We start from the raw sequence: 22,183 nt of genomic DNA, 5'->3' as shown, positions 1-22,183 counted from the left end.
GCCCTGTCGACTGCCCGCGTGAAGCAATCGCTGAGGGCTGAGGGCAGGGGCGGGGCGAACGGGTGAGGGGTGTGAGAGCGATGTCGAGCGTTGCGGAAGAAGCTGCGGGATCCGGCACCCCCGCAGAAGCCGATCCGAAAACCATCCGCCTGGTCATCGGGGCGTCCTCGGCAGGTACCATTTTCGAATGGTATGATTTCTTCATCTACGGCACGCTCGCAGCCAGCGGCATCATCGGCCGCGTGTTCTTCCCAAGCGGCAATGAGACGTTGCAAACGCTGCTCGCCTGGGCCGGCTTTGCCGTCGGGTTCGGCTTCCGCCCGCTCGGCGCCATCCTGTTCGGTTTTCTGGGAGACCGGGTGGGGCGCAAGGCCACCTTCCTCGTCACCATCACTGTCATGGGTCTGGCGACTGCAGGCGTCGGCCTGATCCCGTCGGCGAGCACCATCGGCTATGCCGCGCCGATCCTGATCATCCTGATGCGCATCGCGCAAGGCCTGGCGCTGGGCGGCGAATATGGCGGCGCGGCGGTTTATGTTGCCGAACACGCCCCGCCCGAACGGCGCGGCTTCTATACCAGCTTCATCCAGGCCAGCGTGCCGGGCGGCTTCATTCTCAGCCTGATCGTGGTGCTGGGCGTAAAGGCGGCCATGCCAGCGGAAATATGGGACGCTTGGGGCTGGCGCGTTCCTTTCATCCTGTCGCTGCTTCTGTTGGCCATTTCACTTTGGATGCGGCTTAAACTGTCCGAAAGCCCGGTCTTTAAAAAAATGAAGGCGTCGAACGAACTGTCCGGCAATCCCTTCGTCGAAAGCTTCACTTATCCCGGCAACAAGCGCCGCATTTTCGTGGCGCTGTTCGGGCTGTCCGCAGGGTTGACCGTCATCTGGTACACCGCCTATTTCTCCAGCCTGAGCTTCCTGAAAGGTCCGATGCGGATCGAGGGCACGGCAGCTGAAATCATCGTCGGTATCGGCGCGACCCTTGGCCTCTTCTGGTTCCTTCTATTTGGCCGCCTGTCGGACCGAATCGGACGCAAGAAGCCCATCGTCTGGGGCTTCGGATTGACGCTCATCCTGCTGTTCCCGATCTTCTGGGGTATCGGCGCTGTCGCCAACCCGCAGCTAAGCGACAGTTTCGACCGAGCACCGATCGTGGTGAGCGGACCGGCCTGCGATTATAATGCGTTCGCGTCAGAGCAGGCCAGCCCATGCGGCCAATTGCTGGCCGACCTGTCGGCCCGCGGCGTGGAATATACCATTCAGCCCGCCGAAACGTTGTCGCTCGCCATCGGCGGTGAGCAGATCACGTCGTTCGACAAGGCCAGCATCGATGCCGGACTGGCCGCTGCGGGCTATAATTTCGAGCCGGTTGTACCGGAGCCGTTGGCGATCGCTGTCATCATCCTGATGCTAGTGCTACTTGGCGGCCTGTCCGGCGCGACTTATGGTCCGATGGCAGCCCTGCTAAGCGAAATGTTCCCGCCGAAAATCCGCTACAGTTCGATGTCGATCCCCTATCATTTCGGCACCGGCTATTTCGGCGGTTTCCTGCCACTGATCGCCGCAGCCATCATCGCGACGACAGGCGATCCCTATTCCGGATTGTGGTACACCTGGGCTGTGGTGCTGATGGCGTTCCTCGTGACGCTCTTCGGACTGCCGAATGAACAACCCGATTGGTCGGCCGAGCGGAATTAATGGACAAGCCAAAACCGGAAGACTTTCCGCCGCTTCTGCGGCTGCGCCTCGATTCCGACGCGCTCATTGCCAACTGGCGCACATTGAATGACATGAGCGGCCGTGCGTCAGCAGGCGCCGCCGTTAAAGCCGATGGCTACGGCCTCGGTGCCCGCGAGGTCGTGAAGCGCCTTGCTGCGGCGGGTTGTCGCGCTTTCTTCGTCGCGCACTGGCGGGAGGCTGCGGCAATAGCCGATCTCATTCCGCCGGAACAAATATCGGTGCTGAACGGTGTTCTGCCAGAAGAGGTAGGTCCCGCTATCGCACTGGGCGCCAAACCTGTGATCAACAGCATGGAGCAGCTCGCCACTTGGCGCGATGCGGGCGGCGGGCGCTGCGATATCATGTTCGAAACCGGCATGAACCGCCTCGGCATTGAGGACGAGCGGGCAGGCGAAGTCGCCGCTCTCTCACTCGACATCGATATGGTGATGAGCCACCTTGCGTCAGCTGACGAAGACGTGCCCCAAAACGCGGCCCAGCTGGAGCGCTATCGCGCCGTAGCCACCTATTTCCCGAATGCCCGCAAAAGCCTCGCGAACAGCGCCGGTATTGCCCTCGGCCCCGATTATCATTTCGACGTTACCCGGCCCGGCCTGTCGATCTACGGCGGCATCCAGCGCCCCGAATATGAAGGCCGCATCCGGCAAGTCGCCTTCCCCGAAGCCCGCATCCTCCAGATCCGCCACCTAAAACCCGGCGACAAGGTAGGCTACAACGCCACCTTCACCGCCGACCGAGAGATGACCGTGGCCGTCGCCGCTATCGGATATGCCGACGGCTACATGCGGGCATTCTCGAATGGCGGGAAGTTCTTCATCGGAAACGATTCGGCTGAAGTTGTGGGTCGGGTTTCAATGGATCTAGTTATTTTGAAACTAGCTTTCAGACAGATCGGTCACCAGTGGGCACGAGTAGCACAATCTCTAGCTATGGCCGCTCGCTCCACTAATTTGTCACAATATGAATTGCTAACAAACTCTGGAAGAAGATCGGAGAGAAGCTGGTGTGTATAAGAAAAGGGCCGCGCAAAAGCGGCCCTTTTTTAAGACAGTTAAAGCGGTTCAGAAGTTCGCTACGAAGCCCGCATAGAAGAAACGCCCGGTGTTGTCATAAATAGCGCCACCGCCGCCTGTGCCATCGATGCCGAAGGGCGGAAGTTGATCAAGTACATTATCTACGCCCACGTAGAAATCGTACTTTTCCTGAACATTAAAGCTTAGACGAATATCATTATAGTAAATGTCCGGATAATAGATCTGCGGGAAAGCATCGGCGTTTTCAGGGGGTCGGCCCTGAACCGAATTTTGGGTCTCAAAAGCCGCAATGGTCTGTTTACCAACGTAACGGCCTTCATAGGTCAAAGTGACGTTATCTACTTCCAACGCAACCGAAAGGTTTCCTGCCCATTCTGGATCACCCAGGGTGCTCTTCAAACGTACATACCGATCCGGGTCACCGATAAACGAGAAGCTGTTCCGCTCAGCGACCCAACTGACGAGACCCCGAATTGCCAGGCTCGCGTTAGCGCCCAGGTTTTTACGATAGCTAATGTCAGCATCAATACCCGAGGTTTTCAGAGAAGCGAAGTTGAATGGCTGGTTGATGAAGCCGGGACCGACGGCTGGGAAGGTTTCATCTGCGAGTCCCGGAAAACGACGACCTTGCTGACCGTCGAATGCGTAATCTTGGAAGACATTCCCAGTTGGCGCACGCCGAAACACGACGGCACAGAAAGGATTGTCCAACGAATTCGGGTCATTATAGCAACGATCAACGATTGCCTGCGCCGACAGCCCAGAGATTACGTCTTCGACCTCGATATTATAGTAGTCAAGAGTAATCGAAAAGCCAGGTAGGAACGTCGGTGCGAACACCCCACCAAAGGTAAAGCTATTGCTTTTTTCGGGCCGAAGGTTGGGGTTACCGCGATTGAAACCGGAAATATTGCTCGGCGAGACATTGGTGAATGGAATTACATTTCCATTAGGAAGTGTGATCGTGGTTGGAATGCCGGCTTCTGCACAACGTGCAGCGAAGTTCGGCTGCTCACCTATCCGAGTTGCATTACACGGATCGGCGATAGTATTAAAAGTTTCAGATTGCGTTGCGAACAAATTACCCAGGTTCGGTGCACGTACCGAGCGAGCATAGCCCCCCCGGAAACGCAGTCCAGGGAACGGAGAATATATAAGGTTCGCGTTGTATGCTGTCACACCACCCGAGAAGTTGTAGTCAGAATAACGCACAGCTCCGGAGGCGGTAAGTTCCTCAATGCCAGAGACGCCGGAAATGATCGGTACGTTCAGTTCGCCGTACGCCTCGTAAACCTCAAGGGCGGGCGGATCGAATGGAGTATTCGAATTCAGGAATGTTGCCCCGGCATTAGTCAGATCGTCAAAACTAGAAAACGCCTCCTCGCGGCGATATTCACCGCCTACTGCGAAACCGACGGGGCCACCGGGCAGTTCAAAGAGGCCACTGCTATCGCCAGAAATAAAGGCAGTGACGTTATACTGATCAGCGGTTTCGTCCCGGGTCGATTCATACAGCACATAGTCCTGTGCCGCTTGAGAGGGATTACCTGCTCCGAAAAGATTTAACGGCGCACATGCAGGATCGTCGTTTGCGGGATTTGAATCAACATTGATCCGGCACTGGATACTCCCGTCGGGAGCGCGAACAGCAGCAAGGGCGTTGTTGAAGTTCGCAATCAAGATGTTGCCGCTAGTACGGTAGAATGTATCCGTGTGACCATAGTTGAAAGCCGCCTCATACCGGAGGTTGCCAACATCGGATAGGCTGCCACGAATGCCGGCCACTACCCGATACGTGTCACGATCATGATCCTCTCCCCGCGTCCCGATGTCGTAGTTGAAGCGCTGGATTACAAATTGTGGCGTACCACCGCCTGGACGCCCAGTAATCGAATTAATTGTAGCAATGGCTTGCGGAGTAAGAAACGGGTTGTTCGTATTGAACACCGAGTTGAGGCGCGAATTGAAGAATGTCGCCTGGGGGCTAGCCTGAAATGAGTCTACGTGAACGTACTTTGCCTCAAGAAAAGGCTGAAATGCCGGCGATATATCCGCGTTTACCAAAATATTGCCAGAGTAGCGCTTGAGGCCGACATTAGCCAGTCCGCCCTCAATACCGGTCGCGCCGAGACCACCGATTGACCCCCCTGTGAGTGTGTAGTTTCCGGTATTACGCACCAGAGAACCGTCTGGCTGGAAAAAGTAACGAACTGGGATGTTAAATCCCTGCTGATCAAGTTGACCGCTACATGTATCTGTAACCCTGCGATCAAACCTAGGAGCAGGGCAACTGGTGCTAAGGGCACCGCCCCCAGAAATGAACCCAAACTTCACGCCGGGACGACCGTTTCCGCCAACAAAGCTGGTGTCGGGAATGCCGTCGCCCGCCGGCGGTTCCGGAGTCACCGATCCGTCCGGGTTTATTGTAACGGTGGGGTCCGTGGTAACAAACCCGGGGGTACCCGCAAACGCGCCAAATTGATCGGGACGATCAGTAAAAAAGAGGGGGTTTTGCTGGGAGTACTCGCCCGAAAGCGCAATGTTCAGTCGATTGTCGAAAAAGTTTTTGCCGATCGTTCCGCTAACCGAATACGACCCGCGATCACCCTCGTCGGAAATTCCGCCTTGACCTTTGATTCGGAGGCCATCGAAATCGTCACGGAGAATGAAGTTCACGACACCGGCAACGGCATCCGAACCATAAACCGCAGAGCTACCACCCGTAATAACTTCTACGCGTTCAAGCAATTCGCTCGGAATGGTATTGACGTCGACGTTGAAATCGCCTGGCGTCGAAGTTACGTGCCTGCGGCCGTTTACCAGTACGAGCGTACGAGTTGTCCCGAGTCCGCGGAGATCAAGCAAGCTTAGTCCAGCAGTACCGATAAAGCGTCCCGAATTGCTTGTGCTGAATGTTGAACGCAGCGCAGGAAGTTCGTTCAGCGCGTCGCCCAGCGCTATATCACTACCTCGGGTAAGTGTTTCAGCGTCAATTGCCGTAACAGGAATGGGACCTTCCAGATTGGCGCTCCGTGCGATGCGGCTACCGGTAACGACAATAAGGCCATTATCTGTTTGCTGCGCGGTAGACGAGTCTGGCACAATCGCATCGACTTCGCTTTCAACGCGCTCATCTTCATCGTTGGTTATCTGAGCATGAAGCGAGGCCGGCAGCAACATGCTGCAAGCAATGCCAGAAATTGATGCAGCAAATAAAAATCTCGATGTGCGCATAAACTCTCTTCCCTGAATAATTGCTGTCTCAACAAAGCCCGATTGTCGTTTTTCTGCAACCTGCGTTGCGGTCGTTGCAAACTGTTTGTCGATTGCCGTGACATATCGGCCACATGCCTTCGAGGGAGGTACCCACTTGCGTGCAGGTTCGTTCGCGGCCATTTAGCACATCGTCGCGCAGAGCTGTTACGTTATTGCAGCGTCCCGATGAGGAGTGAGTTGGCAGTGCAGACTAGGTCGAAAGACGAGCAACCCATCACCATCAAAAAGTACGCCAATCGGCGGCTTTATGACACGTCCAGTTCCAAATATATCACGCTGGATCATCTGGCCGATCTGATCCGGCGGGACGTGGAGTTTGTGGTGATCGACGCGAAGTCCGGGGATGACATCACGCATACGGTGCTTACCCAGATTATCATGGAGGAAGAGAGCAGCGGGCAGGGGCTTTTGCCAACGAACTTTTTGAAGGAAATCATCTCCTTTTATGGCGGGTCGATGCAGGGGATGATCCCGGATTATCTGGAAAATTCGATGCGCCAGTTCCGTGAAAACCAACGTCAGCTCGACGATGCGCTGGAGAGTGCGGTGGCCAAGGGGCCGTTCGGTGAGATCGCCCGCAAGAACCTGCAGATGATGAAGGCCGCGCGCGATGCGTTCGTGCCCGCACCGGGCGCTGCGGCGCCATCGGCGGAGAGCAGCCGCGGCGAGATGGATGAGCTGAAGCGGCAGGTGGCTGAACTTCAAGCCAAGCTCGACCGGCTTTCGCCCGAGGATTGATCGCACCGCCTTGGCCAACTCCAGAAAAAAGACATCGAAGCGCGCGGGCCTTCCCAGCCGCGAGCAGATCCTCGAATTTGTCGAGAGCAGCGACACACCTGCGGGCAAGCGGGAGATCGCCAAGGCGTTCGGTCTCAGCGGTCAGGACAAGATTGCGCTGAAGACACTGCTGAAGGACATGACCGACGAAGGACTGGTGGCGATGGCACCCGGCCGCGCCTTCCATAAAATGGGTGGCCTGCCCAAGGTGACCGTGCTGCGGGTCACCGATATCGACGGCAATCAGCCGGTCGGCGTGCCCGAAAGTTGGGAGGCGGACGGTGTTCCCGCGCCGAAACTGCGCATTATCGAGCGTGGCCGTAACGGCGCCTTGGGCGTGGGCGACCGCGTTTTGGCGCGTACCGAGGCGCGCGGAAACGGCCATATCGCGCATGTCATGAAGAAACTGGCGCGCGGTAGCGAACAGCTGCTGGGCGTGGTCGAGAAGGACGGCGAGCGCTTCATGCTGCGCAGCACGGACAAAAAAGCGCGCCGCGATACGCCGATCTCCGACCTTGGCAATGCCGAGCCCGGCCAGCTGGTGGTCGCGGAAAAAGGCGGGCGCGGCAACCGCATCACCGCGCGGGTGATCGAGGTGCTGGGCGATCCGTTTGCGCCCAAGAGCTTCAGCCTGATCGCCATCGCCAAATATGGTATTCCCAATGTGTTTCCGGACGCCGCGATCGAAGAAGCGCAGCGCGTTGCCGAACTACCGGTGGCGGCGGAAAGGCGCGAAGATCTTCGTCACCTGCCGATCCTCGCCATCGATCCCCGCGATGCCCGCGATCATGACGATGCGCTCTGGGCGGCGCCAGACGACGATCCGGCGAACGAAGGCGGCTTCAAGGCGGTCGTCGCGATCGCCGATGTGTCCTTCTATGTGCGCCCCGGCGGCGAACTGGACCGTGAGGCGCGGCGGCGCGGCAATAGCGTCTATTTCCCGGACCGTGTGGTTCCGATGCTGCCGCATGAGCTGAGCTCGGACAAATGCTCGCTGAAGGCGGGCGAGGACCGCGCCGCCATGGCGTGCCACCTCGTCATCAACAGCCAGGGCGAGGTTACCGGCCACCGCTTCACGCGCGCCACGGTAAGGCTTGCAGCGAACATCGCATATGAGGATGCGCAGGCGATCGTCGACGGCAAGGATCGGCCGTCCGGCTCGCAGATATCCGAGGAGGACAAGCGTTCCTTCGACAAGCTGAAAGCGGACGGCGATCTGGCGAAGGCTCTGGAATCGCTCTGGGCTTGCTGGAAGCTGCTGTTCAAGGCGCGGGAGAAGCGCGCGCCGCTGGATCTCGATCTGCCCGAACGGCAGGTGCATCTGGACGATCAGGGGCGCATTGCCGAGGTGACGGTGCGCGAGCGTCTCGATGCCCACCGCCTGGTCGAGGATTATATGATCGCGGCCAATGTCGCGGCGGCCAAGGCGCTGGAGGCGAAAAAGTCCCCGGTGATGTACCGCGCGCATCTTCCGCCATCGCGCGAGAAGCTGGTGGCGCTGAAGGATTATCTGAAGACATTCGACATGGAGTTCGCCTTGGGTCAGGTGGTGACGCCGGGGGTGTTCAACCGGCTGATCGAGCGCGTCGATAATGACGAAGTGCTGCCGCAGGTGATGGAGCAGATCCTGCGCACGCAGACGCAGGCTTATTATGGTGCGGAGAAGACGGGGCATTTCGGGCTGGCGCTCGGTTCCTACGCGCATTTCACCTCGCCCATCCGGCGCTATGCGGATCTGCTTGTCCATCGTGCGCTGGTGGATGCCTATGATCTGGAAATGCCGGCGCCGAACAACCGTTCGATCCAGCGCGGCACGGGCCTGACGGAAAAGGACGCTTCCGATCTCGGCCATATCGCCGAGGTGATCAGCCGTACCGAACGGCGCGCGATGGAGGCGGAGCGGGACACGATGGACCGTTATGTCGCGGCCTATCTGGCGTCCCATGTCGGCGAGCTGGTGGATGCGCGGATCACCGGCGTGCTCGATTTCGGCTTTTTTGCGATGGTCGAGGGGCTTGGCGGCGACGGGCTTGTTCCGGTTTCCACGCTGGGCGCGGAGCATTTCGCCTATGACGAGGCCGCGCGCACGCTGACTGGGCGGGACAGCGACACCGTCTACAAGAGCGGCATGAAATTGAAGCTGCGCCTTGCCGAGGCGAACCCGGTGTCGGGCGGGCTTCGGTTCGAAGTGCCGGACGTGGAAATCCCTGGGCGGGCGCCGGGCAAGCCGGTGCGTCGGGATCGGCGCGGGCGTCCCTCCAGCGTGCCGCGCAAGAGCAAGCGGCCGCAAAGCGGGCGGAAGAAAACGCCCGCTGGAAAGGGCGGCGCCAAGCCGAAAGGGAAGGGCAAAAAGAAGCGCTGATCGCTTCGACTGGAACGGAGGCGGGTTCGCCGGGTTGATCGATGCAAAGGAGATTGCATGACCCATCCCGTTCCCGGCACCGCCGCCCCCAGCCTCGACCTGCCGCTGACCATCCAGGCGAAGTTCGAACTTTCCGCCCAGACGCCGGATCGTTTCACGATGCTAGTCTTCTACCGCGGCTCGCACTGTCCGCTATGCAAGAAACAGCTGGAAGAGCTCGGCAGCCGGTTGGACGAGTTCACCGAACGCGGTATTTCGCCTTTCGCCATCTCGATGGACGATGAAGAGCGCGCGATGAAGGTGGATGCCGAGTGGGATACCGGCAACCTTCCGCTCGCTTATGATATGAGCGAAGAGAAAGCGCGCGAATGGGGGCTGTATATCAGCACCGCGCGCGAAGGTTCGGAAGAGCCGGCGGTATTTTCCGAGCCCGGCATCGCACTGATCCGGCCCGACGGCAACATCTATATGATGCAACATCAAAGCGTCCCGTTCGCGCGCCCGAGCTTCGATGCGATCCTGAAGGGAATCGATTTCGTGATCGAAGAAGACTATCCGCCGCGCGGCACGAAAGCCTGACGAAGCCGGTTGCGGGCGGCCGCTCAGCTCAGCCTGTCGATATCCTCGTGGCTCAGTCCGCCTGGGATCACCATGACGGGACAGGGCAGGCTGCCCATTGCAGCGCCGGTGAAGTGGCTTACGAGCGGCCCCGGCCCGCCATGCGCCGAGGCGCCGAGCACGAGGGCGGCGATGTCGCCGCGTTCGCTTAAAAGCTCCCGCACCACATCGGGCCCGCGGCCTTCCTTCACCGTGATCGAAGGGCGTAGGCCCGATTCCTCAAGGATGGTGCCTGCCGCGCTGACGACAAGCGCTTCGGCCCGGGCTTTGCTCTCTTCCTCGATGGTTTGCTGCACGCCCGCCCAGGCGACGAAGTCCTGCGGTTCGACCAGCGCAAGAATGTGCACAGCGCCCCCCGTCTTTGCGGCGCGCCGCGTGGCGAAGCGCAGCGCGAGCAGCGCTTCATCCGTTTCATCGATCACCACCAGATAGGTGCGCATGGCGATGGTGCCTCTCCCAATTGTCATCCGGAAAGCTGCGCCAAAATCCCGATCCATGCAAGCTTGGGCGGCTAAACCCTCTTGGACGCAGCGTCACCCTTTGGCATAGACCCTCCACACGCCAGCGATAGGAACGAATCTTCCATGCCCATCGAACTTAAAATGCCCGCTCTCTCGCCGACGATGGAAGAAGGCACGCTCGCCAAATGGCTGGTGAAAGAAGGCGACACGGTCAGCTCCGGCGACATCATGGCGGAGATCGAGACCGACAAGGCGACGATGGAGTTCGAGGCGGTGGACGAAGGCACCATTGCGAAGATCTTGGTCGAGGAAGGTACCGACGAAGTGAAGGTCGGCGCGGTCATCGCGATCCTGGCCGAAGAAGGCGAAGATCTGGAAGAGGCGGCCAAAGCGGCGTCCGGCGGCGGCGCGGCGAAGAGCGAAGAAGCCAAGACCGCGCAGGAGCCGAGCAAGGAACCGTCCGACCCCAACAAGACCGGGGATGAGGATAAAAAGGCAGAGCGCTCCAAGACGCAGGCCGAGGATCATGGCAAGCCGACCGATCAGGCCGTAGCCGACGACGGCACCAAGGCTCCTGCTGCGCCGACCGACGACAGTGGAGAGCGGATCAAGGCGAGCCCACTCGCGCGCCGGATCGCCGCGCAAAAGGGCCTCGATCTGACCGCGATCGAAGGCAGCGGACCCAAGGGCCGGATCGTAAAGGCCGACGTCGCCGATGCGAAGCCGACGGCGAAATCCGCCGAGGCGCCCGCAGCGAAGGCAGAGGAGGCGAAGTCCACCGCCGCCGCGGAAGGTGACTTCCAGACGGATATTCCGCACGAGGCGGAAAAGCTGTCCAACATGCGCAAGACGATCGCGCGCCGCCTGACCGAGGCGAAGCAGACGATCCCGCACATCTACCTCACCGTCGATGTGCAGCTCGACAAGCTCCTGAAGCTGCGTTCCGATCTCAACAAGGCGCTGGAACCGCAGGGCATCAAGCTCTCTGTCAACGACATGCTGATCAAGGCGCTCGCAAAGGCGCTTATCCAGGTGCCCAAATGCAATGTCAGCTATGCCGGCAACCAGCTGATCAAATATAGCCGCGCGGACATCAGCGTCGCGGTCAGCACTCCCACAGGCCTCATCACGCCGATCGTAACGGGCGCGGAAACGAAGGCGCTCGGCGCGATCAGCCAGGAGGTGAAGGAGCTTGCCGGTCGCGCCAAGGAAGGCAAGCTGAAGCCGGAAGAATATCAGGGCGGCACCGCGTCCATCTCCAACATGGGCATGTTCGGCATCAAGCAGTTCGATGCCGTCATCAACCCGCCGCAGGGCATGATCCTGGCGGTCGGCGCGGGCGAGAAGCGCCCCTATATCGTCGACGATGCGCTCTCCGTCGCCACCGTGATGAGCGCCACCGGCAGCTTCGATCACCGCGCCATCGACGGCGCGGACGGCGCGGAGCTGATGCAGGCGTTCAAGCAGATCGTGGAAAACCCGCTGGCGATGGTGGCCTGAATTGGATGACAAACCCCGCGATCCGGCTATCCGTGTCACGGCGATGCCGGCGGACGCCAATGCCTATGGGGACATTTTCGGCGGCTGGTTGATGAGCCTGATGGACAGTGCCGCCGGCCTCGTCGCCGCGCGGCATGCCCGTGGGCGCGCCGTCACCATTGCGATGGACGGCATGCAGTTTTACGCGCCGGTCAAGGTGGGCGATGAGGTTTCGGTCTATGCCGATCTCACCCATGTCGGAACCAGCAGCATGAAGATCGACGTGGAAGCCTGGCGGCGCCACCGCCATGCGGACCGCCACGTCAAGGTCACCGAAGCGCAATTTACCTTCGTCGCCGTCGACGACGAGGGACGGCCGCGCCCCATTGCGCAAGAGCCCATCTCCCAGGAGGACGTCACAGTATGAGCACCACTTACGATCTCGCCATCATCGGTTCGGGCCCGGGCGGCTATGTCGCGGCGATCCGCGCTGCGCAGCTAGGCATGAAGGTTGCCATTATCGAGCGCGAGAAGCTGGGCGGCATCTGTCTCAACTGGGGCTGCATCCCGACGAAGGCGCTGCTGCGCACGTCCGAAATCCACCATTATATGACCCATGCCGAACAATATGGGTTGAAGGCGGAAAAGCCGGGCTTCGATCTGGAAAAGATCGTGGATCGCAGCCGCAAGGTGGCCGGCCAGCTGAACGGCGGCGTCACGCATCTGATGAAGAAGAACAAGATCGATGTCTTGAACGGCGTCGGCACCATCACCGCCAAAGGCAAGATCGCGGTGAAGGGCGAGGACGGCAAGTCCACCGACGTGAGCGCGAAGACGATCATGATTGCCACGGGCGCCCGCGCGCGCGACCTGCCGTTCGCGAAGGCGGATGGCGAGCGCGTCTGGACCTATCGCCATGCGATGGTGCCCAAGGAAATGCCGAGGAAGCTGCTCGTGATCGGTTCGGGTGCGATCGGCGTCGAGTTTGCCAGCTTCTACAGCGATATGGGCGCGGACGTGACGATCGTGGAAATGCTCGACCGCATCCTGCCGGTGGAAGACGCGGACGTTTCCACCTTCATGACCAAGGCGCTGAAGAAGCAGGGCATGGATATCCGCACCGGTGCGGGCGTGGAGAAACTGGAAAGCTCCAAATCGGGCGTGAAGGCGACGATCAAGGACGCCAAGGGCAAGAGCACGACCGAAGAGTTCAGCCACGTCATCGTCGCCATCGGCATCGTGCCGAACACCGAGAATATCGGCCTTGAAAAGCTCGGGGTCGAAACCGAGAAGGGGCACATCAAGACGGATGGCTTCGGGCGCACCAATGTCGACGGGATCCTGGCCATCGGAGATGTGACCGGCGCCCCCTGGCTGGCGCACAAGGCCAGCCATGAAGGCGTCGTCGCGGTCGAGAAGCTGGCGGGCAAGGATGTGCATGCCTTCGACAAATCGAACATCCCGGGCTGCACCTATTCGCGCCCGCAGGTGGCGAGCGTCGGCCTGACCGAAGCCAAGGCCAAGGAGGCCGGGCATGAGGTGAAGGTCGGCAATTTCCCCTTCATCGGCAACGGCAAGGCGATTGCGCTGGGCGATCCGGAAGGCTTCGTGAAAACGGTGTTCGACGCCAAGACGGGCGAACTGCTGGGTGCGCATATGATCGGCGCGGAAGTGACCGAGCTGATCCAAGGCTATGTCGTCGCGCGCCAGCTGGAAACCACCGAGGAAGAGTTGATGCATACGGTCTTCGCGCATCCGACGCTGAGCGAGATGATGCACGAAAGCGTGCTCGACGCTTATGACCGCGCGATCCATTACTGACCGATTATCGCAGGCATACCGTGGCTAGCCTGAATGCCGGACCCGAAATGAACTGAAAGCTGCCCGGTCCGTTCACCTTGCGTAACGAACAGGGAACTATCAGTATGAGCCGCGTCACTCAGGTACAGAATTTCGCGCGCGCAGGGTATCTTGCGCGCGCGATCGTTTATTTTCTCATCGGCTATATCGCGCTGACAACCGGGCGCGGATCTGGCGCTACCGACATTCTAAGCCAGATCGAGGAGATGCCGGCAGGTCATGTCGTCTTGGCCTTGGTGGGGCTCGGCCTGCTCGGTTACGGCGTCTTCCGCATCTACGGCGCGGCTATCGATATTGAAGGCGGTGGAACGACGCCCAAGGGCATCGCAAAGCGCCTGGGCCATGTCGCCAGCGGATTAGGGCACCTTTTCCTTGCCTATGTTGCCATCAAGACTGCGTTCGGGGCGGGCAGCGGCGGCTCCGGATCGGGCGGCGGTGGACAAGAGGAAGCCGCGAGCATGGTGCTTGGGTTCCCCGGCGGCTGGATCGTCCTCGCGTTCATCGGCCTGTGCTTTATCGGCGCCGGGTTCGAGCAGGCGAAAAAGGCCTATACCGGCAAGTTCATGGGCAAGCTTGATGCGGACACGCCCCATTTCGTAAAATATCTCGGCCATGCCGGTTATGCGGCCCGTGCGGTCGTATTCCTCATCATTGGCTGGTTCACCGTAAAGGCTGCACTTGCCGAGCAGGGCAGTCAGGTTCGCGGCGTCGGCGGCGCGATCAGTTCCCTGCAGGACAATGGCTGGCTGTTCACGCTGGTCGCGATCGGCTTCCTGCTCTTCGGCCTCTTCAGCCTGGCCATGGCGCGCTATCGCACGATCCGTAATGAGGATGTGCTGGAGCGGCTGAAACGAGAGGCCAAGAAGCATTCCTGATCCTGCTCCGTTCCTGCTTTGGCGCGCGCGATTTCAATGCTATGATCGCGCAATAAAGCAGGAACGGGAGAGGTTTCATGTTTTTCGCAATTGCCATGCTGCTCAGTGCGCAGGATCCAGTGATTACCACCAATCAGGCCTATAATGATTGTCTGATGAAGCTGACGGTCAGCAGTCTCGACGAGAAAAAAAGCGAAAAAGAGTTCGTTGCCGCGGCCAATGACGTTTGCGCCAGCCAGAGGGATGCCTACCGCGCTGCGGTCGTTAAATCCGAACGCGAATTCGGGTCCAGTCAGGCCGATGCCGCCAGCTATGCCGATGAGGAAATTGCGAACATTCTCGCGATGATGAAAAACAATTACGCCAACTACAGCGAAAGCAACACGCGGCCCGTGCTTCGTTAGCGTTTCCCGGCTGCGGTCCTCGGGTAAAGACAGGTTTCGTCGTCCGGGATCGGTTCGTTCCGGTGAGCGAATACAGCCTCCATCGCGCTGCTGAGTGACATTGGCGGCGGACGGCCCATTTACCCTCCGTAGATCCCCAGAAATCCATGCGTATGGCTGGCGAACCAATGCTCGCTTCCTATCTCCGCACCGTCGCGGTCGCCCGGCCGTATCAAAAATCAAACAGACGAAGGACCTTTCATGACCGATTACAGCACGAAGCTTGCCCTCTATATCGGCGGCGAATGGCTGGGTTCCGAAGGGCGAGAGACCGTGCATCCGCTCAACCCCGCGACGGGCGAGCGGATTGGTGATCTTCCGGTCGCGACCAAGGCCGATCTCGATCGCGCGCTGGACGCCGCGCAGGAAGGCTTTGCGCAATGGCGCGATACGCCCGGTGCCAAGCGCGCTGCTGTGCTGCGCAAAACCGCGGCTTTGCTGCGCGAGCGTGCCGATCATATCGCAAAAATTGCCACGACCGAACAGGGCAAGCCGCTGACCGAGGCGAAGGGCGAACTGGGCGCGACGGCCAATCTCCTGGAATTTCATGCCGGTGAAGCGGAGCGTATTTATGGCCGGGTGCTCCCGCGACCCACCGGCACCCGCTCACTCGTGCTGCATCAACCGATCGGCCCGGTGGCGGCGTTCTGCGCGTGGAACTTCCCGATCCTCAATCCGGTGCGCAAGCTTGCTCCCGCCATCGCTGCGGGCTGCTCCATCATCCTGAAGCCCAGCGAGGAAACCGCGGCCAGCGCGATCGAGGTTATGCATTGCTTCCGCGATGCCGGGCTGCCCGGCAAGGTGGCGCAGATGGTGTTCGGCGTGCCCGACGAAATTTCGCGCCATCTGCTGGCATCGCCGGTGACACGCAAACTCAGCTTCACCGGGTCGGTGCCAGTCGGCAAGCATCTCATGAAGCTGGCAGCGGACACGGTGATGCGCTCAACGATGGAGCTGGGCGGACATGGGCCGGTGCTGGTGTTCGATGATTGCGATCTCGACAAGACGCTCGACATGCTGGTGCCGCACAAGTTCCGCAACGCCGGTCAGGTGTGCGTGTCGCCCACGCGCTTTCATGTGCAGGAGGGCATTTACGAAAAGTTCGCGGCAGGCTTTGCCGAGCGCACTAAGGCCCTGAGGGTCGGCGCGGGCATGGACTCCGACACCCAGATGGGGCCGATGGCCAATCCGCGGCGGCCCGAAGCGATCGAAGAGATGGTCGAAAATGCTCGCAGCGAGGGCGCAAAGATCGTCACCGGCGGATCACGCGGCGGCTCCAACGGCGGCTTCTTTTTCGAACCGACGGTGATGACCGACGTGCCGATGTCGGCGCGGGTCATGAACGAAGAGCCGTTCGGCCCGCTCGCACTCATCCGGCCGTTCGGTACGGATGAGGAAGCAATCGCGGAGGCCAATCGGCTCCCCTACGCGCTGGCGGCATATTGCTTCACCGAAAATGGTCGGCGTCAGAACCGGCTGGGCGATGAGATCGAGGCAGGCATGATTGCGGTGAACCAGCTCGCACTCAGCTGGCCGGACAGCCCGTTCGGCGGGATGAAGGACAGTGGTTTCGGTTCGGAAGACGGCCCGGAAGGGGTCGCCGCGCACCTGATCACGAAAACCTTCCACATGAAGTGAGCAGTTATTGGGCGGGGTTTCTGCGACAGGGGCCCCGCCTGCCGCTGTGATCAGTTGACGCGGCGCTTGTCGAGTTTCCGCGCCAGCGTACGCCGATGCATGCCGAGCCGCCGCGCTGTCTCACTGATGTTGAAATCGGTTTCGGCGAGCACCTCGTTGATCCGCTCCCACTCCATTGTCTTGATCGACGTGGGCCGCCCTTCGATGGGGGCTTCTGCATTACCGGCCTGCTGGCCGAACGCAGCCTCGATCTCGTCCGTATTGGCAGGCTTGGCGAGGTAGGATGTGGCACCCAGCTTGATCGCCTGCACCGCGGTGGCGATGCTGGCATAGCCGGTCAGCACGATGATGATCATTTCGGGATCATGCGCGTGCAGCGTTTCCACGCAGTTGAGACCCGAGGCCTGCGCCAGTTTCAAGTCGACGACTGCGTAACGCGGCGTGCGATCGGCTAGGACGGCATCGACCTCCGCCGGGCTGGCCGCCAGCACCGCCTCATATCCGCGCCGTTCGAAGGAGCGGGCAAGGGTGCGCGCGAAGACGGCGTCATCCTCGACGATCAGCAGCAGCGGCTTGTCCGGCATCCTCATTCTCCAATCGAATGGCATCGAGCGGAAGGCGAAGGCGTACCTGCGCGCCCGTTCCGCGCCGCACGTTGCGCGCGTCGAGCGATCCGCCGAGCTTTCGCGCTACATTGCCCACCAGAAAAAGCCCCATCCCGCGACCTGGTTCCGCCTTGGAACTGTTATAAGGTTTGCCCAGCGCGGCCAGCTGAGCAGGCAGGAAGCCCGGCCCCCGATCGCGGACCGTCAGACAAAGCCCTTCGGCCTCGCGCGACAGAGTGACGAGGATATGATCCGGTGAAACCTCTGCGGCATTGTCCAGCAGGTTGAACACCGCCTGTTGCAGCACGAGGTCCGACGCGATCGGCACGTCCGGTCCGAACGCATCTTCATAATGCAGATCGGAAAACCCGCGCGCCTCAGCCCAGTCGGTGACCATGCGGTCAAACAGAATACGCACGGTGGTCGCGGCGGACTGTTCTCCGCGCGCATCGCCGGACGAGAGCAGGATGTTGGTGACGATGGCTTTGCAGCGCTGCACCTCTGCTTGCATATCGACCACATCGCGCAGCAGCTCGGGATCCGAGCGGACGGCATCGATATTCCGCCAGTCACCCAAAAGAACGCTGATCGAGGCGAGGGGGGTGCCCAGCTCATGCGCCGCGCCGCTAGCGAGCATGCCGATGCGCACGATGTGATCTTCCTCGATCGCCTGCCGCCGGATCGCCGCGAGATGGGCATCCTGCGCGCGCAGATTGCTGTTGATGCGCGTGACGAACATGACGAGCAGCACCGCCACCAGCGCAAAACATACCCACATGCCCTGAATGTGGAGCGAGAAGAGATCGGTGTGAAAAGAGACCGGCAGAGTGATCGGCCGGTAGAATAGCGTCAGTATGGCAAAGGCCACGCTGGTCGCGAGCACGAGCGCCCAGCTCGACCACCGATCGAGCAGCACCGACCCCAGAACGACCTGCAAGAGGAAGAGCGAGACGAACGGATTGGTCGCACCGCCGCTGAAATAGAGCTGGGCGGAAAGAGCCGCGACATCCAGCAAGAGTGCGCCGAACAGGGCACCGTTACGGATCGATCCGCCGCGGCGCACCAGCGGCAAGCTGACGAGGTTCAGGATCACCAGGCCCACCAGCACGGTCAGCATAGGTGCCAGCGGCAGCGTAATATGAAATACGAAATGGGTTAGAAGAATGGTGGCCAGCTGTCCGGCCACGGCGAGCCAGCGCAGCTGGATGAGCTGCATCAGGTTCTCGCGGCCCGCGCTGTCCGTTTCCCTTGGCTCGGCCACGGGCAGTGGCAGCTTGTTCACGGGCGCTCGCCACGCTGGGAAATGCGGCGCGAGCGGATCAGAAAGATGAGGGCTGCTGCGGCCATGATGGCAAGGATATACCATGTGATGGCGTAAACGAGATGATTGTTGGGGAAGGAGACGACGGTGAGCCCGCCGATCGGTTGGTCCGATCCGCCAGCCCCTGATTTCGGCTCTGCTTCGGCATCGATGAAATAGGGGGCAACGCCGCTCAGCCCGCGTTCCGCGGCGATGGCGGCCACATCGCGCGAGTACCAGCGATCTGCCGCCGGATCATTATTTCGCAGAAATCCGCCGCCGGGTTCGCTTATCCGGAGAAGACCGGTGACGCTCTGCTCGCCGACAGGCAAGGAAGGCTTCTCACGCTTTGGTACGAAACCGCGATTGATGAGGATGATCCGGCCATCGTCTGTTCGCAGCGGCGAAAGCACCCAATAGCCGGATCCCTTCTCGGTTGCGGCCAGAGTGAGCGTGGTGGCGTCCGGCAAGTAGCGGCCGCGTGCGGTGACGCGCAGATAGGCGTCATCCTTCGTCGCCGTTTCCGGTGCCGGTACAGGCTGTGCATGGATGCGCGCATCGACCTGCGCGATCAGCGCTTCCTTCCACGCCAGACGCTTCACCTGCCAAGTGCCGAGCGCCAGCAGACTACCGATCACCAGCAGGCCTGCCAGCAGCGCGAGCGCCGGGCCGAAACGCCGGATCACATGTCGCTCATCGCCTGCATCGGCATCATGTTGGCGTTCATATGATACATCACCCAAAGCGATCCGCTGAACGCGATGATCACGATAACTACCGTGAAGATCAGCGCCATGATGGACCAGCCGCCCTCGGCCCGCCGGTTCATATGCAGGAAGTAGACCATGTGGACCACCATCTGGACGGCCGCGAAAATGAGGATGATCAGCGCGGTCGCCTGCGTCGTCAGCGGCCGCGTCATCACCAGCCAGAACGGTATCGCGGTGAGGACCACCGACAGACCGAAGCCGATCATATAGCCCTTGCGCGAGCCGTGGCCTTCCTCATGCTCGAGCCCGTGGGCGTGATCATGCGCGTCATGGCCTTGCGCGCTCTTGGTGGTGTCGTGCGTGCTCATCGCAGCATCCCCATCAGATAAACAAAGGTAAAGACGCCGATCCAGATGACGTCGAGGAAGTGCCAGAACAGGCTGAGGCACATCAGGCGGCGCTGATTGGCCGCGATCAGTCCCTTTTTCTGCACCTGCACCATCAGCGTCACCAGCCAAATGACGCCAAAGGTGACGTGCAAGCCGTGTGTGCCGACCAGGATGAAGAAGCTGGACAGAAAGGCGCTGCGCTGCGGCGTCGCGCCTTCCATGATGAGATGCGTGAATTCGTACATCTCAATGCCCAGGAAGGCGAGGCCGAACAGGCCGGTGATCGCCAGCCAGGCCTGCATGCGGCCACGCCGACCCTCCACCATCTCGAGCATGGCAAAGCCATAGGTGATCGAGGAGAACAGCAGCATCGCCGTGTTCAGCGCGATCAGCGGCAGCTCGAACAGTTCCTTCGGTCCCGGACCGCCGGCATAGCTTGTGCCCAGTACGCCATAGGTAGCGAACAGCATGGCGAAGATCAGGCAATCGCTCATCAGGTACAGCCAGAAGCCGAGCATCGTGCTCGAACCTTCCGGGTGATGTGGCTCTTCCGGCAGGTGGAAGGTGTCGCGATCGTAATCGCTGGTCACGCTGCTCATGCCGCCGCTCCCGCCAGCTGCCGGGTTCGGAGCGTTTCTTGCGCCACGACCTCTTCCTTCGGGATGTAGAAATCCCGCTTGTAGTTGAACGTATGGCCGATCGAGACCGCCAGGATGCCCAGGAAGCTCAGGCCGGCGAGCCACCAGACATACCAGATCATGCCGACGCCGAAGGCCACGCTGAGGGCGGCCAGCACCATGCCGGCGGCGGTGTTGGCAGGCATATGGATTGCCGCGAACCCGCTTTCAGGGCGCTTGTAACCGCGCGCCTTCATGTCCCACCATGCATCGCTGTCATGCACCACCGGCGTGAATGCGAAATTATAGTCCGGCGGCGGCGAAGAAGTGGCCCATTCCAGTGTGCGCCCGTTCCACGGATCGCCGGTGACATCGGCCAGCTGCTTGCGATTGCGAATGCTGACGAAGAACTGCATCAGCATGGCCGCGATACCCAGCGCGATCAGGAAGGCGCCGAAGCCAGCGATCAGGAACCAGATCTGGAGGCTTGGGTCTTCGAAGGTGCGCAGGCGGCGCGTCACGCCCATCAGGCCAAGCACGTAGAGCGGCATGAACGCGAAGTAGAAGCCCGTGACCCACAGCCAGAAGCTGCGCTTGCCCCAAGTCACATCCAGCTTGAAACCGAAGGCTTTGGGCCACCAGTAATTGATGGCGGCAAACGCCCCGAACAATACGCCGCCGATGATCACATTGTGGAAATGCGCCACCAGGAACAGCGAGTTGTGCAGCACGAAGTCGGCCGGGGGAACGGCGAGCAGCACGCCGGTCATTCCGCCCAGCGTGAAGGTGATCATGAAGGCGATTGCCCACATCATCGGCAGCTCGAACCGCACGCGGCCGCGATACATCGTGAACAGCCAGTTGAAGATCTTGGCCCCCGTCGGGATCGAGATGATCATCGTGGTGATCCCGAAGAAGCTGTTCACGCTGGCGCCCGAACCCATGGTGAAGAAGTGGTGCAACCAGACGAGATAGGCGAGAATGGTGATCACGAGCGTAGCGTAAACCATCGACGTATAGCCGAAGAGCCGCTTGCCGGAGAAAGTGGAGACGACTTCGCTGAAAACGCCGAACATCGGCAGGATCAGGATGTAGACCTCCGGATGGCCCCAGATCCAGATGAGGTTCACATACATCATCGGGTTACCGCCGAGGGTGTTCGTGAAGAAGGCGGTGCCGATGTAGCGGTCAAGGCTGAGCAGCGCGAGCACGGCGGTCAGCACCGGGAAGGCGGCTACGATCAGGATGTTGGTGCACAGCGCCGTCCAGCAGAAGATCGGCATCTTCATGAAGCGCATGCCCGGCGCGCGTATCTTCACGATGGTCGCGATCAAGTTCACGCCGGATAGAAGCGTGCCGACGCCCGCTATCTGCAAGGCCCATATGTAATAGTCGACGCCCACGCCCGGGCTGAAGGCGATGCCGGACAAGGGAGGCATGGCGAGCCAACCGGTCTGCGCGAATTCGCCCACGAACAGGCTCATCATGATGACCACGGCGCCCGCTGCGGTCATCCAGAAGCTGAAATTGTTGAGGAAAGGGAAGGACACGTCGCGCGCGCCGATCTGCAGCGGTACCACATAGTTCATGAGGCCCGTGACGATCGGCATCGCCACGAAGAAGATCATGATTACGCCGTGCGCGGTGAAGATCTGGTCATAATGATGCGCGTTGAGATAGCCCTCGGACCCACCGAAGGCCATCGCCTGCTGAAGCCGCATCATGATCGCATCGGCAAAGCCGCGCAGCAGCATGATGATGCCCAGCACCATGTACATGATGCCGATTTTCTTATGGTCCACCGTGGTGAACCACTCCTTCCACAGATAGCCCCAGACCTTGTAATAGGTGAGGGCCGCGAGCAGCGCGCCGCCCGCCAGTGCAACCACCAGAAAGGTAACGACCACAATCGGCTCATGCAGGGGCAGCGATTCCAGCGTGAAACGGCCGAAGATGGGGCTGACGTTCAGGGGGGAGAGGGTTTCAGGCTGAGCCAT

At 60.5% G+C, this 22,183-nt stretch carries 19 protein-coding genes; 11 read left to right on the top strand and 8 right to left on the bottom strand.

Translation table 11 applies throughout. The annotated features are described in order from the left end of the window. Nucleotides 1–80 precede the first annotated feature (80 nt). Both I6A82_RS10055 and alr read left to right on the top strand, forming a co-directional pair. Entirely contained in the window at nt 81–1,700 is a 1,620-nt protein-coding gene (locus tag I6A82_RS10055; RefSeq protein WP_198094759.1) for an MFS transporter, read from the top strand. After that, a complete protein-coding gene (gene alr / locus I6A82_RS10050; protein WP_198094758.1) occupies nt 1,700–2,755 on the top strand; it encodes an alanine racemase in 1,056 nt (351 codons plus the stop codon). Before I6A82_RS10055 ends, alr begins: the two co-directional genes overlap by 1 nt. Nucleotides 2,756–2,803: 48 nt before the next feature. Here the strand turns inward: alr and I6A82_RS10045 are convergent, their stop codons facing one another. After that, complete coding sequence (locus tag I6A82_RS10045; protein ID WP_198094757.1) at nt 2,804–6,172, bottom strand: TonB-dependent receptor domain-containing protein; 3,369 nt, start codon at nt 6,170–6,172, stop codon at nt 2,804–2,806. A gap of 45 nt (nt 6,173–6,217) precedes the next feature. Between I6A82_RS10045 and phaR the strand changes: the two genes are divergently transcribed. Genes phaR through I6A82_RS10030 form a run of 3 tightly spaced genes read left to right on the top strand, consistent with a single transcriptional unit; the run spans nt 6,218 to nt 9,770 of the window. Beyond that, entirely contained in the window at nt 6,218–6,790 is a 573-nt protein-coding gene (gene phaR, locus I6A82_RS10040; RefSeq protein ID WP_198094756.1) for a polyhydroxyalkanoate synthesis repressor PhaR, read from the top strand. A 10-nt stretch (nt 6,791–6,800) separates the two neighbouring features. Continuing rightward, entirely contained in the window at nt 6,801–9,191 is a 2,391-nt protein-coding gene (locus tag I6A82_RS10035) for a ribonuclease R family protein (protein WP_198094755.1), read from the top strand. A 57-nt stretch (nt 9,192–9,248) separates the two neighbouring features. Then, entirely contained in the window at nt 9,249–9,770 is a 522-nt protein-coding gene (locus I6A82_RS10030; RefSeq protein WP_198094754.1) for a peroxiredoxin-like family protein, read from the top strand. 23 nt (nt 9,771–9,793) lie between these two features. On the opposite strand, the gene I6A82_RS10025 is transcribed toward I6A82_RS10030, so the two are convergent. After that, the gene (locus I6A82_RS10025) at nt 9,794–10,249 is read right to left on the bottom strand and encodes a universal stress protein (protein ID WP_187336174.1); all 456 of its coding nucleotides are present in this window, start codon (nt 10,247–10,249) and stop codon (nt 9,794–9,796) included. Nucleotides 10,250–10,393: 144 nt separating this feature from the next. Between I6A82_RS10025 and I6A82_RS10020 the strand changes: the two genes are divergently transcribed. From I6A82_RS10020 to I6A82_RS09995, 6 genes are all read left to right on the top strand, one after another. Next, nucleotides 10,394–11,770, top strand: a complete 1,377-nt coding sequence (locus I6A82_RS10020) for a pyruvate dehydrogenase complex dihydrolipoamide acetyltransferase (RefSeq protein WP_198094753.1) — start codon at nt 10,394–10,396, stop codon at nt 11,768–11,770. A gap of 43 nt (nt 11,771–11,813) precedes the next feature. Further along, nucleotides 11,814–12,176 (top strand): acyl-CoA thioesterase, encoded by a 363-nt coding sequence (locus I6A82_RS10015; protein ID WP_198095580.1) that lies wholly within the window; start codon nt 11,814–11,816, stop codon nt 12,174–12,176. Next, nucleotides 12,173–13,570 carry a dihydrolipoyl dehydrogenase gene (gene lpdA, locus I6A82_RS10010; RefSeq protein WP_198094752.1) on the top strand — a complete coding sequence of 466 codons (1,398 nt, stop codon included), beginning with the start codon at nt 12,173–12,175 and terminating at the stop codon, nt 13,568–13,570. The genes I6A82_RS10015 and lpdA overlap by 4 nt, the downstream gene beginning before the upstream one ends. 104 nt (nt 13,571–13,674) lie before the next feature. Then, complete coding sequence (locus tag I6A82_RS10005) at nt 13,675–14,484, top strand: DUF1206 domain-containing protein (RefSeq protein WP_187336171.1); 810 nt, start codon at nt 13,675–13,677, stop codon at nt 14,482–14,484. 77 nt (nt 14,485–14,561) lie between these two features. After that, nucleotides 14,562–14,888, top strand: coding sequence for a hypothetical protein (locus I6A82_RS10000; RefSeq protein WP_198094751.1), 327 nt, complete (start codon nt 14,562–14,564; stop codon nt 14,886–14,888). A gap of 240 nt (nt 14,889–15,128) precedes the next feature. Beyond that, nucleotides 15,129–16,565 carry an NAD-dependent succinate-semialdehyde dehydrogenase gene (locus I6A82_RS09995; RefSeq protein WP_198094750.1) on the top strand — a complete coding sequence of 479 codons (1,437 nt, stop codon included), beginning with the start codon at nt 15,129–15,131 and terminating at the stop codon, nt 16,563–16,565. A gap of 50 nt (nt 16,566–16,615) precedes the next feature. Here I6A82_RS09995 and I6A82_RS09990 read toward each other — a convergent pair whose 3' ends face one another. From I6A82_RS09990 to cyoB, 6 genes are read right to left on the bottom strand one after another with little or no spacing between them, the layout of a single operon-like run. After that, complete coding sequence (locus I6A82_RS09990) at nt 16,616–17,149, bottom strand: response regulator transcription factor (RefSeq protein WP_198094749.1); 534 nt, start codon at nt 17,147–17,149, stop codon at nt 16,616–16,618. Continuing rightward, a complete protein-coding gene (locus I6A82_RS09985; protein WP_332310959.1) occupies nt 17,112–18,452 on the bottom strand; it encodes an ATP-binding protein in 1,341 nt (446 codons plus the stop codon). Before I6A82_RS09985 ends, I6A82_RS09990 begins: the two co-directional genes overlap by 38 nt. After that, nucleotides 18,449–19,156 (bottom strand): SURF1 family protein, encoded by a 708-nt coding sequence (locus tag I6A82_RS09980; protein ID WP_332310958.1) that lies wholly within the window; start codon nt 19,154–19,156, stop codon nt 18,449–18,451. The genes I6A82_RS09985 and I6A82_RS09980 overlap by 4 nt, the downstream gene beginning before the upstream one ends. Further along, nucleotides 19,153–19,548, bottom strand: a complete 396-nt coding sequence (cyoD, locus tag I6A82_RS09975) for a cytochrome o ubiquinol oxidase subunit IV (protein ID WP_187336166.1) — start codon at nt 19,546–19,548, stop codon at nt 19,153–19,155. Before cyoD ends, I6A82_RS09980 begins: the two co-directional genes overlap by 4 nt. After that, complete coding sequence (gene cyoC, locus I6A82_RS09970) at nt 19,545–20,168, bottom strand: cytochrome o ubiquinol oxidase subunit III (protein ID WP_198094747.1); 624 nt, start codon at nt 20,166–20,168, stop codon at nt 19,545–19,547. The genes cyoD and cyoC overlap by 4 nt, the downstream gene beginning before the upstream one ends. Continuing rightward, a complete protein-coding gene (gene cyoB / locus I6A82_RS09965; RefSeq protein ID WP_198094746.1) occupies nt 20,165–22,183 on the bottom strand; it encodes a cytochrome o ubiquinol oxidase subunit I in 2,019 nt (672 codons plus the stop codon). Before cyoB ends, cyoC begins: the two co-directional genes overlap by 4 nt.

The organism is Novosphingopyxis sp. YJ-S2-01 (genome assembly GCF_016093175.1).
Lineage (GTDB): Bacteria > Pseudomonadota > Alphaproteobacteria > Sphingomonadales > Sphingomonadaceae > Novosphingopyxis > Novosphingopyxis iocasae.
This window is presented reverse-complemented; position numbering and strand designations above follow the sequence as displayed.

What these genes read in the sequence shown, in the direction of transcription:
- I6A82_RS10055 (WP_198094759.1), top strand. Translation starts at nt 81, where the DNA reads ATGTCGAGCGTTGCGGAAGAAGCTGCGGGATCCGGCACCCCCGCAGAA.
- alr (WP_198094758.1), top strand. Translation starts at nt 1,700, where the DNA reads ATGGACAAGCCAAAACCGGAAGACTTTCCGCCGCTTCTGCGGCTGCGC.
- I6A82_RS10045 (WP_198094757.1), bottom strand. Translation starts at nt 6,172, where the DNA reads ATGGCCGCGAACGAACCTGCACGCAAGTGGGTACCTCCCTCGAAGGCA.
- phaR (WP_198094756.1), top strand. Translation starts at nt 6,218, where the DNA reads ATGAGGAGTGAGTTGGCAGTGCAGACTAGGTCGAAAGACGAGCAACCC.
- I6A82_RS10030 (WP_198094754.1), top strand. Translation starts at nt 9,249, where the DNA reads ATGACCCATCCCGTTCCCGGCACCGCCGCCCCCAGCCTCGACCTGCCG.
- I6A82_RS10025 (WP_187336174.1), bottom strand. Translation starts at nt 10,249, where the DNA reads ATGCGCACCTATCTGGTGGTGATCGATGAAACGGATGAAGCGCTGCTC.
- I6A82_RS10020 (WP_198094753.1), top strand. Translation starts at nt 10,394, where the DNA reads ATGCCCATCGAACTTAAAATGCCCGCTCTCTCGCCGACGATGGAAGAA.
- I6A82_RS10015 (WP_198095580.1), top strand. Translation starts at nt 11,814, where the DNA reads ATGCCGGCGGACGCCAATGCCTATGGGGACATTTTCGGCGGCTGGTTG.
- lpdA (WP_198094752.1), top strand. Translation starts at nt 12,173, where the DNA reads ATGAGCACCACTTACGATCTCGCCATCATCGGTTCGGGCCCGGGCGGC.
- I6A82_RS10005 (WP_187336171.1), top strand. Translation starts at nt 13,675, where the DNA reads ATGAGCCGCGTCACTCAGGTACAGAATTTCGCGCGCGCAGGGTATCTT.
- I6A82_RS10000 (WP_198094751.1), top strand. Translation starts at nt 14,562, where the DNA reads ATGTTTTTCGCAATTGCCATGCTGCTCAGTGCGCAGGATCCAGTGATT.
- I6A82_RS09995 (WP_198094750.1), top strand. Translation starts at nt 15,129, where the DNA reads ATGACCGATTACAGCACGAAGCTTGCCCTCTATATCGGCGGCGAATGG.
- I6A82_RS09990 (WP_198094749.1), bottom strand. Translation starts at nt 17,149, where the DNA reads ATGCCGGACAAGCCGCTGCTGCTGATCGTCGAGGATGACGCCGTCTTC.
- cyoD (WP_187336166.1), bottom strand. Translation starts at nt 19,548, where the DNA reads ATGAGCACGCACGACACCACCAAGAGCGCGCAAGGCCATGACGCGCAT.
- cyoC (WP_198094747.1), bottom strand. Translation starts at nt 20,168, where the DNA reads ATGAGCAGCGTGACCAGCGATTACGATCGCGACACCTTCCACCTGCCG.
- cyoB (WP_198094746.1), bottom strand. Translation starts at nt 22,183, where the DNA reads ATGGCTCAGCCTGAAACCCTCTCCCCCCTGAACGTCAGCCCCATCTTC.